Here is a 15,987-nt window from a genome sequence, read left to right on the forward strand (position 1 = left end):
CCCTTGTGAGAGAGAGGGCAAGCCGCATGCAAGATGAGACCGCAGCCCCTAGCCACCGTCATGCCATTCCGGTCCTTCTCGTCGGGGGATTGCTGGCCCTGATTGGCGTCGTGCTGATTATCGGCGGCATATGGCTCGCCGCAATCGGTGGCTCGATTTATTATTTGTTGGCGGGCTTCGGTCTCGCGGCCTCGGGCGTGCTGCTCGCCCGCGGCAGGTCGCTTGGCGCATGGCTCTATGTCGCGATCTGGCTGCTGACGATCATCTGGGCTCTGTGGGAAGTCGGCCTTAACGGCTGGGCGCTGATCCCTCGGGTGGTCGGCCCGAGCGTGTTGCTCGTCCTGGTTCTGCTCATTCTGCCAATCGTCGAGGGGTGGCGCTGGCGCACCGCGCTGGGCGCGTCCGCCGCCTTTGTCCTGCTGCTGGTCATCAGCGGCTTTGTCATTTCGCGAGTTAACCAGCCCCACATCGGCACGCTTCCTGGCGTGATTGCCTCGACGGTCGCGGACCCCTCGCTCCTGAAGCCGGGCACCGACTGGCCAGCTTATGGCGGAAGCCACGCTTCGCAACGCTATTCGCCGTTGCGTCAGATCACGCCGGAAAACGTGTCCCGACTGGAGCGTGCATGGCTCTACAACACCGGGGATATGCCCAAGGGCGACCCCAAGGACAGCAAGTACGGTGCCGAGACGACCCCGCTCAAGGTCGGAAACACATTGTACCTGTGTTCCGCGATGAATGTCCTGATCGCGCTCGATCCGGCGACCGGCCAACAGCGCTGGCGCTTCGATCCGAAGGTTTCGGACGAGTGGATTCCCTACACCGCCGCCTGTCGCGGCGTCGCTTATTACGTGACGCCCGGTGCCGCAGCCGAAAGCGAATGCGCGGCGCGGATCATCGAAGGCACGCTCGACGGTCGCCTCATCGCAGTCGACGCGCGGACCGGTCGGCCCTGCTCGGGCTTCGGCACCAATGGCCAGGTCGATATCAAGCGCGGCATGGGCGAAGTCTATCCGGGCATGGTCTCGATAACGTCGCCACCAACGATCGTGCAGGGCGTAGTCGTCACCGGGCATCAGGTACTCGACGGCCAGAAGCGCAGCGCGCCCTCGGGCGTGCTCCAGGGTTTCGACGCAGTCACCGGCGCTAAACGTTGGGCTTGGGACATGGTCCATCCCGAATGGACCGGCGATCCGCCAAAGGGCCAGGAATATGCCCGCGGCACCCCCAATATGTGGACGATCGCCAGCGGCGACGAGGCGCTGGGCCTGGTCTATATGCCGATGGGCAATTCCGCGGTCGATTACTGGAGCGGCAGCCGCCGCCCGGAGGAGAAGGCCTTCAGCACCTCGCTGGTTGCTCTTGACGTCAACACGGGTAGACCGCGTTGGAAATTCCAGACAGTTCGCAACGACGTGTGGGACTATGATCTTGGCGCTCAGGCAACGCTGGTCGATTTCCCATCGGGCGGCGGCACGGTCCCCGCGCTGATCCTGCCGAGCAAGCAGGGCGACATATATGTGCTCGACCGGCGTACCGGGCAGCCCTTGTTCCCCGTCCAGAACCGGCGGGTGCCGCGCACGGGAGTGGAGCCCGAGCAACGCAGCCCGACCCAGCCTTTTTCAAGCTATCACACGCTCGCCAGGGAGGATCTGACCGAACGCGACATGTGGGGCATGTCACCGATCGACCAGATGATCTGCCGCATCCAGTTCCGCAAGGCCGAATATCGGGGCATATATACACCGCCAACGGCGGACCGGCGCTTTATCCAATATCCCGGATATAATGGCGGAACCGACTGGGGCGGCATTGCGGTCGACCCCGTTCGCGGCGTCATCGTCGCCAACTATAATGACATGCCCAACTATAACCGCCTGATCCCCCGCGAACAGGCAAACGACAAGAAGGCGTTCCCCCGCGGCGATCCGCGCGGCGGCAGCATGGGCGGCGGGCATGGCTCGCTCGATCCGCAAGCCGGCGCACCCTATGCGATCTCGGTCAACCCCGGCTGGCGGCTGCCGCTTACGGGACTACTGTGCAAACAGCCCCCCTATGGCGGCATCCGCGCGATCGACATGCGCACCGGCCGGACCGTCTGGGACCGCGCGTTCGGCACCGCGCGCAAGAACGGGCCGTGGGGCATCCCCTCTATGCTGCCGGTGACGATTGGCACGCCGAACAACGGCGGCGCGGTCATCACTGCGGGCGGCGTGTTGTTCATCGCTGCGGCAACCGACGACCTGATACGCGCGATCGACCTGCGGACCGGCAAAACGATCTGGCAGGATGTCCTGCCAGCCGGCGGCCAAGCCTCGCCTATGACCTATGAAGTGAACGGCAAGCAATATCTGGTCATCATGGCTGGCGGGCACCACTTCATGGAGACGTCAATTGGGGACGAGGTAATTGCCTATGCGCTCCCCGACTAAGCGGAGATCGCTGCGCTTCGGGAAGGAGTACGCCAGATTGGTATGCCGCCACGCTGCCACGCTGCCGCGCTGCTGATCGCAGCGGCGCTGCCCGTAGCGATGCAAGCGTCCGCGCAGAAAGCGGTCCCCGCGCCGGCCCCGGCGGCGGAGGTGCCATCGGCGGCGATCGCCGCCGAAACCGCGGCAGGGATTGCCGCCCTCCAAAGTCGCTTTTCTTGCCTGGCATGCGTGGCGGGACGTGGAGCAGGGGACCTGGCCTGCAGGTTACCCGGAAGGTGGAAAGGTGGCCTATGACCTGCCAACCATCCGGCACTGGCTGGACAATTTCCTCTATCGCTTTTTCACCATCAGCCAGTTCAAGCGTTCGGCCTTGCCCAATGGTCCAAAAATATCGTCCGGCGGCGCGTCGTCGCCGCGCGGCGACTGGCGAGCGCCTTCGGACGGGACGGCGGACGTGTGGCGGGACGAACTTGCCGCCGCATTAGGGCCAGCGCGCCACTGATTGCGGGACGGTGGTCGGACCGGGTCCAGAGCCATGACCCTTAACTATGTTATTCCCGGTCCATTTTCCGGCCGGCTCGTCTAAAATCAAGGAACGGTCGCGGTTGCCCGCCGGTTAAAGCCTCATCACTTCAGGAGGCATGATATGGGCGATACGCAAACGTCGCAGCGCAGTGACGATGCCCCCCTTTCGACCAGCAAGGATGACCGCAGAGAGCAGGTGCGCGCTGCGCTGGTCGATCCAAAGGGGGATACGCTGGTCGGCAAGACCGTGACGATCAACCGGCCCAGGGCTGAGCTTTACGCTTTCTGGCGCGACTTCACCAACCTGCCGCAGTTCATGGAGAATGTGGTCTCCGTCGAGCCAGTGGGCGAAGGACGGACGCACTGGACGGTAAAGGCGCCAGCGGGAAAAACCGTGGAATGGACCTCCGCCGTGACGGAGGATCAGCCGGACCAGAGCATCGCCTGGGCATCGGAAGAGGGCGCCGATGTCGCCAATAGCGGCCGCGTCGAATTCCGCGATGCCCCCGGTGGGCGCGGGACGTGGGTCAGCGTGACGATCCTCTACGACCCGCCGGGCGGCGTCATCGGCAAGGTGATCGCTAAGATGTTCCAGCGCGAACCCGCCATTCAGGCTCGCCGCGATCTTCGCCGGTTCAAGCAGCTGATGGAAACCGGCGAAATCGCGACTTCGGCGTTTACCCGCCAACAACATGAGGAGGAAATGTGATGCGGGCTTTGACCTGGCACGGCAAACATGATGTTCGCGTGGATTCAGTTCCCGACCCGGAAATCATCAATCCTCGCGATGCCATCATCCGCATCACATCGACGGCGATCTGCGGGTCTGACCTTCACCTTTATGACGGCTATATTCCATCGATGAAGGCGGGGGACATATTGGGCCACGAATTCATGGGCGAAGTCGTCGAGACCGGAGCGGGATCGACACTGAAAAAGGGAATGCGGGTGGTCGTGCCGTTCACCATTTCCTGCGGCAGCTGCTTTCATTGCAGCAAGCATCAATATTCCGCCTGCGACAACGAACTGCCCGCCGACAATCAGGACATAGCCCAGCCCATTTATGGCCAACCCATGGCGGGCCTGTTCGGCTACAGCCATATGACCGGCGGCTATGCCGGGGGACAGGCCGAATATGTGCGCGTTCCCTTTTCCGACGTTGGTCCCATCGTCATTCCCGATGGCGTTGATGACGACAAAGTCCTGTTCCTGTCGGACATCCTGCCCACCGGCTGGATGGCGGCGGAAAATGCGCAGATCGAACCGGGCGACACGGTCGCGGTGTGGGGCTGCGGCCCGGTCGGGCTATTCGCCGTCCAGTCCGCTTTCCTGATGGGGGCCGAACGGGTCATTGCCATCGATCACTTCCCGCACCGGTTGGAGCTTGCGGCACGCTTTGGCGCGGAGACGATCAATTATGAGCAGACGAAAACATATGACGCACTGATGGAAATGACCGGAGGCATCGGTCCTGACGCCTGCATCGACGCGGTCGGGCTGGAGGCGCATGGCTTCTTTGCCGACAATGTCTGGGACCAGATCAAGGTGTCGACCTTCCTCGGTACGGATCGCGCGCATTCCATCCGTCAGGCGATCGTCGCCTGCCGCAAGGGCGGACGCATTTCGATGCCTGCCGTCTATGGCGGCTTCGTCGACAAGTTTCCGCTGGGCGCGCTCATGGAAAAGGGACTGACCCTCAAGACCGGCCAGACGCATGTGCAGCATTATCTGCCCGCTCTGTTGAACGCGGTCATGGAGGACAAGATCGATACGACCTTCCTCATCAGCCATCGCATGCCGCTGGAAGATGCAGCGGAAGGATACCGCCTGTTTCACGACCATCAGAATGAAGTGACCAAGGTCGTGCTGAAACCGGGCATGGACCGCAGTCCCAATGAGGAGAGCCGCCATGGCATCCAGTAAATTCGCCATCATCACCGGCGCGTCGACCGGCATCGGCTTCGAACTCGCCCATCTGGCCGCGCGAGATGGCTATGACCTGTTGGTCGTCGCCGACGAGCCCCTGATCGAAGCTTCCGCCACCGATTTCCGGCGCCACGGGGTGATGGTCGACGCGTTGGAGGCTGATCTGGCCACGGTGGAGGGCGTTGAAAAACTGCTCGACGCCGCGAACGGGCGCACGGTCGATCTGCTGTGCGCCAATGCCGGGCGCGGGCTGGGCCACGGCTTTCTCGAACAGGATGTCGAGGATTGGCGCCGGGTGATCGACACGAACATCACCGGCACCCTCTATCTGTTGCAAAAAGTGCTGCAACCGATGGTCGCCCGCAATGATGGCAAGATATTGGTCACCGGATCGATCGCGGGCTTCATGCCCGGTTCCTTCCAGGCGGTCTATAACGGGACCAAAGCCTTCATCGACAGTTTTGTCGACGCTGTACGGAATGAGATCAAGGACGCCGAAGGGGTCACGATCACCAACCTGATGCCAGGTCCGACCGAAACGGAATTTTTCGACAGGGCCGACATGCTCGATACCAAGGTCGGATCGGATGAGAAGGACGACCCCGCCAAGGTCGCGCAGGACGGCTGGGACGCGATGAAAGCGGGCAAGGCGCATATCGTTTCGGGCTGGAAGAACAAGGTTCAGGCCGCCGCCGCGCATGTGGTGCCGGCGTCCATCCTGGCGGATCAACATCGCAACATGGCCGAACCCGGCACCGCGAAGGAGAATGACGATGGGTGACCGCGAAGGTGACCATCAGCCAGATAATGCCCAAACGCCGCGTGGCCCGTTGGGGGACACGCTGCCCGGCCGCGAAAAGGAAGATCCCCGTACCGTCGGCGGGCAGGAGCCTGAAGATGTCGAGGACCGCCCCAATGTCGGCACGGTGAGGCCCGAGGATTATCCCGAAAAAGACCGCGACGATTCGCAACCTTGAAAAGCGCGCCCAGACGACATCAGCTTCACGCCTAGGGCCGAAGCGCGAACTGGATGGAGACGGTTGCGCCGAGCATCACCTCGCCGGGCGCCACTGGACTTGGCGGCGGCGGCGGCGCGGGCGGCGCCCCTGCCATGCGGCCCGTGACAATGATCGGCTGGGGATAATAACCGCCGCCCTCGCTGATCGACAGGATGCGGGAAATGCGTAACCCAGCCGCCCGCGCGTAAAGCTCGGCGCGAGACCGGGCCTCGCGCACCGCCTCCGTCCGCGCTTCGTCGAGTACGGCCTTGGGCTCGTCCAGCGTGAAGGACGGACCGTCTACCTGATTGGCGCCAGCCTGAACCAGCGTGTCGATGATCCGCCCCATTTCACCCAGCTTGCGGACGCGCACCTGCACATTGTTGCGCGCCTCATAGCCGATGATCCGGGGCGTCTGGGGCTGCACTGGCGCGACATAGGGCTCGCGCGTCATTCTTGCCCGGATCTGGGCCTCCTGTTCCGGATTGGAATATTGCGGCTGCAGGGAAAGCGCCGATGTCTGGATATCGCGATCCGCAATGCTGGCACGTTTCAGGGCTTTGACCACTTCATCCATCCGCGTTGCGTTGGCACCGAGCGCGTCACCGCCCGTCTTGCCCTGGGTAACGACGCCAGCTGAGAAGACGGCCACATCCGGCACTCGGCGGCTCTGCCCTTCTCCGCTCACCACCAGTAAGGTTTCCTCAGGGGCGAGCATCGGGTTTGCAGCAGGCAACTGCGCCTGCACGGCGGATGTGGCGCCCGCTGCGATCGCCAGAAAGATGCACCATTTCATCAGCCTCTCCTCCTTGTCGTGTCAGCGGAACGTCGCCCCGCTGCTCTGGTTTCATCGAAGAAGGAACGATCTTGTTGGCACCCTCGGCTGAGGGTGGCGGAGGTGCCGGACCGGCATGCTGCCGTGCGCGTGCTTTGTGGCAATCAGCTCGGCAACTTCATCGGCGGCCCGGCGTTCGTTGTGAGGAGGCACGATGAGAACCATATACGGCAGTTCCCGACATTTGCTTACCCTGTTCGCGCGGCTGGGCTTCGCGGCACGCGGGCTGGTTTACGTTTTGATTGGTGTATTCGCAATCGACGTCGCATTCGATGGGGGGCTGCCAAGTGACAATCAGGGCGTCCTGGGCACGCTCGCCGATGCGCCACTGGGTCGTTTTCTCCTGGGCCTTTGCGCTCTTGGCTTTGCTGGATATGCCTTTTGGCGTCTGACCGAGGCCATCCTCGACCCCGAAATGCGATCGCACGATCTCAAGGGAAAGCTGGAAAGGCTTGGCTATGCCTTGAGCGGCATTGTCCATGTCGGTCTTGCGGTAACGGCAGCGCGCTTGGCGTTGCGGAAATCCCCTGCATCCCAAGGCAGCCCTGGCGATGAAGCGGCTCAAAGCTGGTCCGCCTGTCTATTGGAGCAGCCCGCGGGTCCGTTGCTGGTGGCGCTCGTGGCCGGTGTCCTCATTGCCGTGGCGGTGGCTCAGTTCGTCAAGGCGTATCAGGCGAATTTCGACGAACTGGACGGAGATGTTCCTGCTCCACGACAGGTTCGTTGGATCGGGCGAGCGGGATACGCGGCGCGGGCGTTGGTCTTCGCGATGATCGCATGGTTCCTGATCAACGTGCTTCTCAACCACGATCCGCAAGAGGCAGGGGGACTAGGCGCGGCGCTCCGGGAACTGCGTGAGCAGGATCATGGTCCGTCATTTTTGCTAATTGTCGCGACCGGTCTGGCGCTGTTCGGCATCTTCAGTTTCGTGGAGGCGAGATATCGCCATCTCAAGGTCGCCACGCCGAATTTCTGAGGATTATTCACGCCGCCTGATCTACCGCGGGACCGAAATTGGACTGACGGGCTATGGGCTGGATGGAAGATGGGAGAGACGATAAGCCGAACGTCCCTGAAGCCAGTATGCCTTTCATAATCCTCGACTCCGGGAAATGCGGTCGAGGTCCTCCGGCCCGCACTTGGTTATCGTCAGCATGATTCAGCTACCCGCCTGCGTATTTACCGGCGGCGCCAGAGGGTTCGGATCCGTGTCCTCGCCCTTTTCAGTGCGCTTGGCCGCATCATCATGTGCCGCCTTTTCTGTCGCGTCTGGCGAACCCCGCTCGGACGGCGGGGTATCATTGGCACCCTCTCCTGGGGCCTCGGAAGATTTCTTGATCTGATCGTCCTTCTGCATGTCGATCACCTCCATGCGTGCGACAACGTTCGATCAGGCCGCAGTTTCCGTCAAGGCGACGCCTCAATCACTGCCTTCACCTGGGCATTTAGACGCCGGCAAAGTGAAAGGCCGCCCGGTTGATCCCGGACGGCTTTTCCCTTGTCAGCCGATTGGATGCGCTCAGAAGAAGCTGACACCCCCGCGGCGGAGGCCGGGCCCTTCGTTTTTACCGTAACCGGCATGTGACTACGAGACATCAGACCACCTCCAGCGCCCGGTGCGGGGTATCTCCGCCCGTGTCTTGGGAAAAACCGGAGGCCGCCGCTATATCCAATGCCGATCGTCGCGGCCTCGTCACTCCAAGACGGCCATCGGGCGAAAAGCCGACGCGCGATGGGAGTCAAGCCTGTAAGCCAAAATCCGACCTATTTGAGATTGGTTCGCAAGAAGGCATCTGCTAGGCCTCTCCACTATGGGACGGGCGGAAGAGAATGTTGAAGGATCCAATGGTTTGGAGCAGCTTAGCCTGTTCATAACGCAGCGGGCCGATCTTTTACGCTATATCTCCATAATCGCTGCGGATGCCATGCTGGCGGAAGATATCGTTCAGGAAGCATGGGTTCGTTTCAATGCTGCCGCTGCCACCCAGACCATCCATGAGCCTAGGCGTTTCTTGTTCCGGATTGCGCGTAATCTGGCTTTAGACGATCGCCGACGCCGGGGGCTCGAGGAAAAACTGTTCACCGGCGACAACGAAAAGGCGCTATTCGTTGCCAGCGACGCGCCGAGTGTTGAGCGCAGCGTGGAAGCGGCTTCCGAACTGGTTCTCATTCGGGCCGCGCTGGCAAAACTACCCGATCGGACCCGGCAGGCTTTCCTGTTGCATCGGGTCGAAGGGCTAACGCTAGTCGAAATCGGCGCGCGGCTCGGTGTATCAAAAAGCGTTGCTCACGAACTGGTCACGGATGCCGTGGAGCATTGCCGCGCCATATGCAGGCGGGGCACATGACCCATGTTTTTTCGGACGCGGCCTCCGCTCATTCGTCATCTAGATAAGGAGAGAAGAATTCGCGTGATGCATGGGGAAAGCCGGAAGTTCCATGACGGATAGACAATGGGATCGCAGCGCCGTGGATCGGGAAGCGTCTGCGTGGCTGGTTCGTCTTGACAACGATCCAGACGATGGCACCTTGCATGCGCAATTACAGCAGTGGCTGGCGCGCAGTCCCGCTCACAGGGCGAGCTGGGAACGTACGCTTGATCTCTCTGCTCTGATCGAGGCCGCCTTGCCGTCTCATGGCCGCAGTTTGGCCAACGGTAAAACGGACGCGGATAATGTCGTCGCGTTCACGCCGCGGCGACACCTGCGCGAACGGGTACTGCGACATTGGCGCGGCGTCGGCGGCCTTGCGGCTGCTGTCTTCATCGGCCTGTTGGTATTCCCTCACGCTACCTTGCGCTTACGCGCCGACGCAATCGCCGGCACCGGCGAGGTCCAAACGGTGCACCTGAGCGATGGCAGTAAGGTCGCACTTTCGCCAGGGAGCGCAATGTCCTTCCAGAGCGACGGCAATGGCCGCAACGCCAAGCTCCTCCGAGGGCGCGCTTTCTTCGACGTCGCCCGCGATCCGCATCGCCCTTTTAGGGTGGCAGTGGCCGAAGCAACAGTGACGGTGCTCGGCACAGCTTTCGAGATCGATCTTGAGGATGCCGGAGCAGCGGTGGCGGTCGAGCGAGGTCTTGTCGAGGTCGCCTACCCAGAGCGGCAGCTTCGCGATCAGTTGCGTCCCGGCGAAGCTATCAGGCTCGATTGGCACGGACGTCACATTAACGAGAATGTTCGCCCCGATCGCATCGCGGGGTGGAGAGATGGGCAACTGTTCGTCAGGAACCGCCCTATCGGCGAAGTTCTGGCCGAACTGCGCTTATGGTATTCGGGCTATATCGTGACACGAGGCGTGGGCGTTGCCACGCGCCGCGTTACGGGCATTTACGATCTACGAAACCCGGACGCGGCTCTGGCGGCGCTGGCAAAAGCCCATGCTTTGGACGTAAGACAGATCACGCCCTGGATCAGGATCGTAACCGTGAGCTGATCGCGTTCAGTACATCTCCGCCTTCCCGATCGCGACAATTGCGATTTCTGCCTTTTTGCGGATGCTTCAATTTTCTTCCGGAAATGATTTTCGCTCACTCGTCCTTGTTAGTAGGCGGCTCAATAGCAAGTGACTCGCAATAGCAAGTCAGCCGCCCCTAATTTGGTAAAGGGAGCGTTTTGGTGAAATCGGGGGTCGAGAATAAGAAGGCTGGACGCGGCGGCGCGATGGCGGGGATGCTGCTGGCATCGGTAGCAGGCAGCGTACTGGCTTTTCCGTCCATGGGTCTGGCGCAGGCAGAGGCCTCTCAGGCGGTCCACAGTTTCAACATTCCTGCACAGCCGCTCGATGCGGCCCTTGTGGATTTCGGTCAGCAGGCGGGCTTGCAGGTGAGCATCGACGCGGCGGAACTTGCTGGTCGAACCAGTGAAGGCGTCAGCGGCAAAATGGCGTCGCGCGATGCGCTTGCGCGGCTGCTCGCTCCTAGTCGCCTTGCCTACCGGATAGAAGGCAATGTCGTGTCGCTTGAACCGCGCGCTCGATCTGTCGCCGATGGATCGGTCCAACTTGGCCCGCTTCGGGTAGAAGGGCAGCAATCCGGGAGCATTGCCGCCGCTCAGCAGACCGGTGCGGAGCGCGACGCGCGTAAGAAGGATGCGGTCTACGATCAGGACATCTCATCCACCTATGCCGGCAAGGAAGAGATCGAGCGCTACAAGGGCGTTAACACGGCGGACGTGCTCAAGGGCATGGTCAATGTGTTCAGCGGCGACGCGCGCAACGGCGGCGCGCTCGATCCCAGTATCCGCGGCATCCAGGGTCCGGGGCGTGTGCCGGTCGTCATCGACGGCACCGAACAGGCCCTGACCGTCTGGCGCGGCTATAATGGCGCGAGCAATCGCAGCTATATAGACCCTAGCCTGATTTCCGGTCTTCAAGTCCTCAAGGGGCCGGTTTCGACGCGGGGCGTCAACGGATCCACCGGCGGCGCGATCGTCATCAACACGCTCGATGCCAGCGATATTCTGCAACCGGGCAGGAACTTCGGCATCGAGCTGAAGCTGGAGGGTGGCAACAATTCCACCAATCCGCGGCTGCCCACGCTTCTCACCGGCCAGGACTATCGGACGATTCCCGGCTTTGTCTGCCCAGGGATCGGCGCGTCGCCGACCTATGCTTATTGCGATCCGTCACTTCGCGTGGCGCTGCGCACCCCCGACGATAACGAAGATTTTTCAGCGGGAGACCGCGCGATCCGGTTGGCCATCGCTGGGCGAGTAGGCGACTTTGACCTGTTCGGCGCCTATGCCTTCCGCGAGCGCGGCAACTATTTCTCAGGCAAGACCGCGCCCGGCTATTACAGCCAAGAAGATCTGCCTCTCAATTCGCACACGTTCGTGCGCAAGCTCGCGCTCAACTATGAGCCGGGCAATGAAGTCCCCAACACGTCGAGCGAGCTGGAATCTTTCCTGTTCAAGTCGACGTGGCGGATTGCGGACGATCAGGCGCTGCAGATCGGATTCCGCGATAGCAAGTCGACCTTCGGCGATATCCTGCCATCGCGCATCTTCACGGTAGGCGGCCCTACGTTCGGCAATGTGCAGTGGCCGCTCAGCAAGGTTCATGCGCAGGCTTATAACGCCGAATATAAATGGCAGCCGGACAGCCGCTGGATCGATTTTCGCGCCACGGCCTGGGCGACCGATACCGTCAGCGACACCTACAGCTCGGGCGGATTCCCCAATGCGGCCGCCGATCCGCGCTTTGGTGGCGACCCGACGATCGTCAACACGGCCATCTCCAACTCGGACAACGATCGGTACGGCTTTACCGCCAGCAACCAGTTCAACCTTTCGTCGAAGCTGAGCTTCCTTCTGGAGGGGAATTGGGGCCACGAACGGTTGCGCTCGCGTGACGAATATTCGACGGCCGCCGCGAATGGCTGGCGGCAGTTGCCGCGCGCAGGGCGGCGCGAGGAATATCGGATCGATCTTAGCGGTGAGTGGCGACCGACCAGCTTCCTCAAGCTGAATGCGGGCCTCGCCTATTCCGGCTATTGGGCCGAGGATGATTTCTTGCCTGAATATCTGCGCCGCCAGCGCGAAGCAGGGGCGACGACTGGCCGCTCGGTCATAAACTCTTGGCAGACATCCTACCAAACGGCGCAATTCGGTCTCGCTGCCTGGGAAGCCCATCAGCGCGGCTTCTATTCCAGCCTCGGACTGGACGATGAAACCATCACTGCGCTGATCGCGCCCGACCTCGCTTTTTTTGCCGCTAATCCCGATGAGGTTCCGGCTGTAATCACCGACCACACAGGGCCGAGCTGGACCGCCGATGCGGAAGGGCGCTTCCGGCGTGCCGACAATATCTGCCTCAATGGAACTGCCGCGAACGTGCCGGGCTATTTCGCTGGAAGCTGCGCCATTATCCCCAACCAAACATTCGTCGAACCCGAGGCGCGCCGCAAGTCGGGACATGGTTGGGTCCCGACGATTTCGGCGACCGCCTATATCAGCAGCACGAGCCGCGCCTATGTGCGCTACGCGCAGGCCTATCGCTTCCCCAGCATGTTTGAGAGCACCATCGGCTTTTCGGCGTCGATCAACCCGGTGCGCGATCTGAAGCCAGAGCGCATTCGGTCCTGGGAAGCGGCGTGGGTTCAAGATCTTCGGCCGCTCTTCCGTCTCGGCGAAGGACAGCATGCCGATTTGAAGCTCACTTGGTTCCACAACACGACCCGGGACGTGATCGAGCGCAGCACCGGCTTGATGTTCAGCAACGTCGACAAGCAGGTGGTCGCCGGCTTCGAGCTTCAAGCGCGCTACGACAATGGCAGTTTCTTCACCGACCTCAGCGCAAGCCACATGACCACCAACAAGGTCTGCGACGAGAGTGTAGCGGTTCTCATGGACCCTGTGCGTGGCCGCGTTCCGGATTGCGTCAAATATGGTTTCCTGACGGGCTTCCTGCTCACGCAGGCGACGCCGGAGAGTACGGTCAACTGGACGGTGGGCGGGCGCTTTCTCGATCGCCGGCTTGAAGTCGGGGGCCGGTTCACCTGGTATGCTGGCTATGACAATCCGCAGCTCGCGGAGTTCACCAATCCCGACGATTGTGTCGGCGGCTGTTTCCTAAACATTCCCTATGTCTGGGGCGAGATCGTCACGCTGGACGCTTACGCCAAGTTCCGGATCAACGAGCGCTTCAACGCGGAGCTGACCGCCCTCAACCTCAACAACCGCTATTATCTCGACCCCCTGTCGCGCTCCATGCTGCCCGCTCCGGGGCGCACGGTGCGGCTCAGCCTGACGGGGAAGTTCTGAGGCGAGATTCAGGGCCGCCACCCACATCCATCAATCCTGACAAGACCGGGATGCTGGTGACGACCCTGGATGAACGCGCTCGAAAGGTCGAGCGCTCCAACAAGCAGGAGACGTAGAATGAAGTTCGCACATCTCAAGGCCTTTGGTCTGGCCCTTGCAATCTCGAGCGCGATCGCCGGCACGGCCCAGGCCCAGGTCGTCGGCGGAACCAGCGATTCTTCCAAGGTGACGATCGCTGCCAGCAATGTCGTTGGCGGCCCACACAGCGCTGGCAAGGTTGGCATTCATGTGCCCAATCTCGCCGTCGGCCAGTATATCGATTTTCAGGGCCTGAAGACTGTCCTCGGTGCTGACGCCAACGGGGTGACCACCTTCACCGCCGTCACAGGCACGGTAACAGACCACAGCCAATATGGCCGCTTCGACTTCGCCAAAGTGGGCAGCCATGACATCTATTTCGGCGAGTGGAAGCAGACGGCGAGCGTCACAGCTGGCGACCACACCGTGTACTATGGCGGCACCGGGGCGTCGACATCGATCCCGTCGAGCGGATCGGCAAGCTACACGGTCAAGGGAATCAGCGACTATCAGGGCAAGGGTGTCCTGAACGGGACGTTCAACGCCTCCTTCACGGGAACCGGGGGCACGCTGACCGGAAGCCTCGCCAATTCCAGTTCCACCTATGGTGTGAACATCGGCTCCGCCAACATCAATCCGAATGGCACCTTTTCTGGTTCCAGCGCGTCCGCGGCTGTTAGCGGAAGCACCGTCGCAGCCGCCGGTGCCGTCAATGGGCGCTTCTTCGGCGCGAACGTAAATGCGCTGGCCGGGACGGTAAAGTTCGGCACGGGCGCGACCTCGGTGCGCCAGTACGACACGGCGTTCGGCGGCACCAAGAACTGACACTGTCGACATGATTGGGGCCGGGGTCGGGTTTCCGGCCCCGGCTTCTTCCCTCGGACCTGACCAGATCGGCACACAGCGGCACAGATGGCGAAGCCTTCCTACACTTGTTTCAACGGGCTGCAGATTGCCTGTGTCGTTGCGCTCCCGTTCGCCGCGCCCGCTCAGGCGCAGACCGACAACGCACCCGATACGCGTTTGCGGCTCGATCAACAGCTCGATCGCCAGCGCGCGGGTCGCGAGGCGCGCGCGATCGAGGACGCACAGGCGCTGGACGGCGACACCTCTTCACTGACGATTGACGGGCAGAGCTATTCGGTGGGCAATAGCGTCGATGACATCGGGCGAGCCCTCTACCTCTCGGTCGTGCGCAAGCAGTGGCCGGATGTCCGTCGCTTTCTAGCCGCCTACCGGAAGCTCGACGGCCATGATCCGATGCTGGTCGAATATGCCCTGGGGGCGATCGCGCGCGAGAAGGGTGATCTGGCCGCGGCCGAGCGGCACTACCGCGCGCTGCTGGCGATCAAGGCCGATTTTCTCCCGGGGAGGCTGGAGCTTGCCCGGACCCTTTTCGACAACCGCAAGGATCGGGAAGCGGAGCGCGCCTTTCATTCTGCACGCGACCAACTGGCGAATGACGGGCCACAAGCCGAGGGCGTGACACGCACGGTCGACGCCTATCTTGCTGCGCTGAAGCGCCGACGGAGCTGGCAGGGAAGCTTCGCAATCGGTCCAGGCTACAGCAGCAATCTCAATCAGTCATCGGCAAGCTATACCTGCCTGCTGGCGGCCGATGACGGGACGTGCGTCATCGACCGCCAGGTCCCCGATGCGATCGGAGCAATGGGCGTGAACTTCGAGGGTACGCTCGCGAGGGATATACCCTTGGGTGGGCACAACGGCCTGAGGGCGCGGGCCATCCTGTTCGGCGACGTCTATCCCGAGCATCATGCCTATTCCCAGGCCACGCTGATCGCCCGCCTCGGCTATCAATATCAGACTGCCAGGAACGCGATTTCCCTCTCGCCGTCATATGAGATCGGCTCGCTCGGCTCCTCGGTGCTTTACGAGGCCCCAGGCGTAAATGCGGAGTGGTCGCATACGGTTTCGCCCCGCGCCCTTCTAAGGCTGGAAGGCAATTACCGGGATTTTCGCTACCGCGAGGTCGCCTTCCGCCCGCAGAACGGCCCGCTGACCGACATCAATCTCACGGCCTGGTATTCGGTCTCCCCGAGCTGGACCTTATTCGGCGGTCCGGATGTGGTGGTGAAGGACACGCCGGGGCGTGTCGATGCCTATCGGCAATGGGGTGGTCGCCTTGGGCTCAGCAAGGCTTTCGGCGACACCGCGAGCATCTTCCTCATGGGCTCCTACCGCTATCGCCGGCATCGCAAATACAGCGAGTTGTTCGAGGCGCAGCGCAAGGACCAACAACTCAACCTCATAGCCATCGCTCGTCTTCCCGTGCTGCGATTGGGACCGCTGGTCCCCGAGATCGTCGTTCAACACAATCGCATCAAGAGCAACATCGACTGGCTCTATTCCTACAAGCGCACCACCGCGAGCGTGAGGCTGAGCTTTGCCTTCTGACCGCCGCCTTCTCTCAT

General features: G+C 61.9%; 13 protein-coding genes and 1 pseudogene. 12 read left to right on the plus strand and 2 right to left on the minus strand.

The annotated features are described in order from the left end of the window. Positions 1-26 precede the first annotated feature (26 nt). From FHS54_RS14485 to FHS54_RS14510, 6 genes and pseudogenes are all read left to right on the plus strand, one after another. Positions 27-2,432: a membrane-bound PQQ-dependent dehydrogenase, glucose/quinate/shikimate family gene (locus tag FHS54_RS14485; RefSeq protein WP_167304862.1), complete on the plus strand. Its 2,406-nt coding sequence runs from the start codon at positions 27-29 to the stop codon at positions 2,430-2,432. A gap of 181 nt (positions 2,433-2,613) precedes the next feature. Then, positions 2,614-2,934 (plus strand): annotated as a pseudogene (nadE, locus tag FHS54_RS14490) (NAD(+) synthase); the annotation flags it as partial. A gap of 144 nt (positions 2,935-3,078) precedes the next feature. After that, positions 3,079-3,666 carry an SRPBCC family protein gene (locus tag FHS54_RS14495; protein ID WP_167304864.1) on the plus strand — a complete coding sequence of 196 codons (588 nt, stop codon included), beginning with the start codon at positions 3,079-3,081 and terminating at the stop codon, positions 3,664-3,666. Further along, complete coding sequence (locus FHS54_RS14500; RefSeq protein ID WP_167304866.1) at positions 3,666-4,880, plus strand: zinc-dependent alcohol dehydrogenase; 1,215 nt, start codon at positions 3,666-3,668, stop codon at positions 4,878-4,880. The genes FHS54_RS14495 and FHS54_RS14500 overlap by 1 nt, the downstream gene beginning before the upstream one ends. Then, the gene (locus FHS54_RS14505; RefSeq protein ID WP_167304868.1) at positions 4,867-5,664 is read left to right on the plus strand and encodes an SDR family NAD(P)-dependent oxidoreductase; all 798 of its coding nucleotides are present in this window, start codon (positions 4,867-4,869) and stop codon (positions 5,662-5,664) included. The genes FHS54_RS14500 and FHS54_RS14505 overlap by 14 nt, the downstream gene beginning before the upstream one ends. Further along, complete coding sequence (locus tag FHS54_RS14510) at positions 5,657-5,860, plus strand: hypothetical protein (protein ID WP_167304870.1); 204 nt, start codon at positions 5,657-5,659, stop codon at positions 5,858-5,860. Before FHS54_RS14505 ends, FHS54_RS14510 begins: the two co-directional genes overlap by 8 nt. Positions 5,861-5,891: 31 nt before the next feature. Here FHS54_RS14510 and FHS54_RS14515 read toward each other — a convergent pair whose 3' ends face one another. Beyond that, the gene (locus FHS54_RS14515; protein ID WP_167304871.1) at positions 5,892-6,677 is read right to left on the minus strand and encodes an SIMPL domain-containing protein; all 786 of its coding nucleotides are present in this window, start codon (positions 6,675-6,677) and stop codon (positions 5,892-5,894) included. Between the two features lie 193 nt (positions 6,678-6,870). Between FHS54_RS14515 and FHS54_RS14520 the strand changes: the two genes are divergently transcribed. Continuing rightward, a complete protein-coding gene (locus FHS54_RS14520; RefSeq protein ID WP_167304874.1) occupies positions 6,871-7,692 on the plus strand; it encodes a DUF1206 domain-containing protein in 822 nt (273 codons plus the stop codon). Between the two features lie 183 nt (positions 7,693-7,875). On the opposite strand, the gene FHS54_RS14525 is transcribed toward FHS54_RS14520, so the two are convergent. Then, positions 7,876-8,088, minus strand: coding sequence for a hypothetical protein (locus FHS54_RS14525; RefSeq protein WP_243855781.1), 213 nt, complete (start codon positions 8,086-8,088; stop codon positions 7,876-7,878). A 439-nt stretch (positions 8,089-8,527) separates the two neighbouring features. Between FHS54_RS14525 and FHS54_RS14530 the strand changes: the two genes are divergently transcribed. The 5 genes from FHS54_RS14530 (at position 8,528) to FHS54_RS14550 (ending at position 15,970) form a co-directional block, all read left to right on the plus strand. After that, positions 8,528-9,064, plus strand: a complete 537-nt coding sequence (locus FHS54_RS14530) for a sigma-70 family RNA polymerase sigma factor (protein WP_167304876.1) — start codon at positions 8,528-8,530, stop codon at positions 9,062-9,064. 91 nt (positions 9,065-9,155) lie between these two features. Continuing rightward, positions 9,156-10,151 carry a FecR family protein gene (locus FHS54_RS14535; protein ID WP_167304878.1) on the plus strand — a complete coding sequence of 332 codons (996 nt, stop codon included), beginning with the start codon at positions 9,156-9,158 and terminating at the stop codon, positions 10,149-10,151. Between the two features lie 182 nt (positions 10,152-10,333). Then, positions 10,334-13,477, plus strand: coding sequence for a TonB-dependent receptor (locus tag FHS54_RS14540; RefSeq protein WP_341785979.1), 3,144 nt, complete (start codon positions 10,334-10,336; stop codon positions 13,475-13,477). 117 nt (positions 13,478-13,594) lie between these two features. After that, positions 13,595-14,380, plus strand: coding sequence for a Slam-dependent surface lipoprotein (locus tag FHS54_RS14545; RefSeq protein WP_208405045.1), 786 nt, complete (start codon positions 13,595-13,597; stop codon positions 14,378-14,380). A gap of 87 nt (positions 14,381-14,467) precedes the next feature. Next, positions 14,468-15,970 (plus strand): surface lipoprotein assembly modifier, encoded by a 1,503-nt coding sequence (locus tag FHS54_RS14550; protein ID WP_167304880.1) that lies wholly within the window; start codon positions 14,468-14,470, stop codon positions 15,968-15,970. Positions 15,971-15,987: the final 17 nt, after the last annotated feature.

This window comes from Sphingobium vermicomposti, from assembly GCF_011762025.1.
GTDB classification, from domain to species: Bacteria; Pseudomonadota; Alphaproteobacteria; order Sphingomonadales; family Sphingomonadaceae; genus Sphingobium; species Sphingobium vermicomposti.

What these genes read in the sequence shown, in the direction of transcription:
- FHS54_RS14485 (WP_167304862.1), top strand. Translation starts at nt 27, where the DNA reads ATGCAAGATGAGACCGCAGCCCCTAGCCACCGTCATGCCATTCCGGTC.
- FHS54_RS14495 (WP_167304864.1), top strand. Translation starts at nt 3,079, where the DNA reads ATGGGCGATACGCAAACGTCGCAGCGCAGTGACGATGCCCCCCTTTCG.
- FHS54_RS14500 (WP_167304866.1), top strand. Translation starts at nt 3,666, where the DNA reads ATGCGGGCTTTGACCTGGCACGGCAAACATGATGTTCGCGTGGATTCA.
- FHS54_RS14505 (WP_167304868.1), top strand. Translation starts at nt 4,867, where the DNA reads ATGGCATCCAGTAAATTCGCCATCATCACCGGCGCGTCGACCGGCATC.
- FHS54_RS14510 (WP_167304870.1), top strand. Translation starts at nt 5,657, where the DNA reads ATGGGTGACCGCGAAGGTGACCATCAGCCAGATAATGCCCAAACGCCG.
- FHS54_RS14515 (WP_167304871.1), bottom strand. Translation starts at nt 6,677, where the DNA reads ATGAAATGGTGCATCTTTCTGGCGATCGCAGCGGGCGCCACATCCGCC.
- FHS54_RS14520 (WP_167304874.1), top strand. Translation starts at nt 6,871, where the DNA reads ATGAGAACCATATACGGCAGTTCCCGACATTTGCTTACCCTGTTCGCG.
- FHS54_RS14525 (WP_243855781.1), bottom strand. Translation starts at nt 8,088, where the DNA reads ATGGAGGTGATCGACATGCAGAAGGACGATCAGATCAAGAAATCTTCC.
- FHS54_RS14530 (WP_167304876.1), top strand. Translation starts at nt 8,528, where the DNA reads ATGGGACGGGCGGAAGAGAATGTTGAAGGATCCAATGGTTTGGAGCAG.
- FHS54_RS14535 (WP_167304878.1), top strand. Translation starts at nt 9,156, where the DNA reads ATGACGGATAGACAATGGGATCGCAGCGCCGTGGATCGGGAAGCGTCT.
- FHS54_RS14545 (WP_208405045.1), top strand. Translation starts at nt 13,595, where the DNA reads ATGAAGTTCGCACATCTCAAGGCCTTTGGTCTGGCCCTTGCAATCTCG.
- FHS54_RS14550 (WP_167304880.1), top strand. Translation starts at nt 14,468, where the DNA reads ATGGCGAAGCCTTCCTACACTTGTTTCAACGGGCTGCAGATTGCCTGT.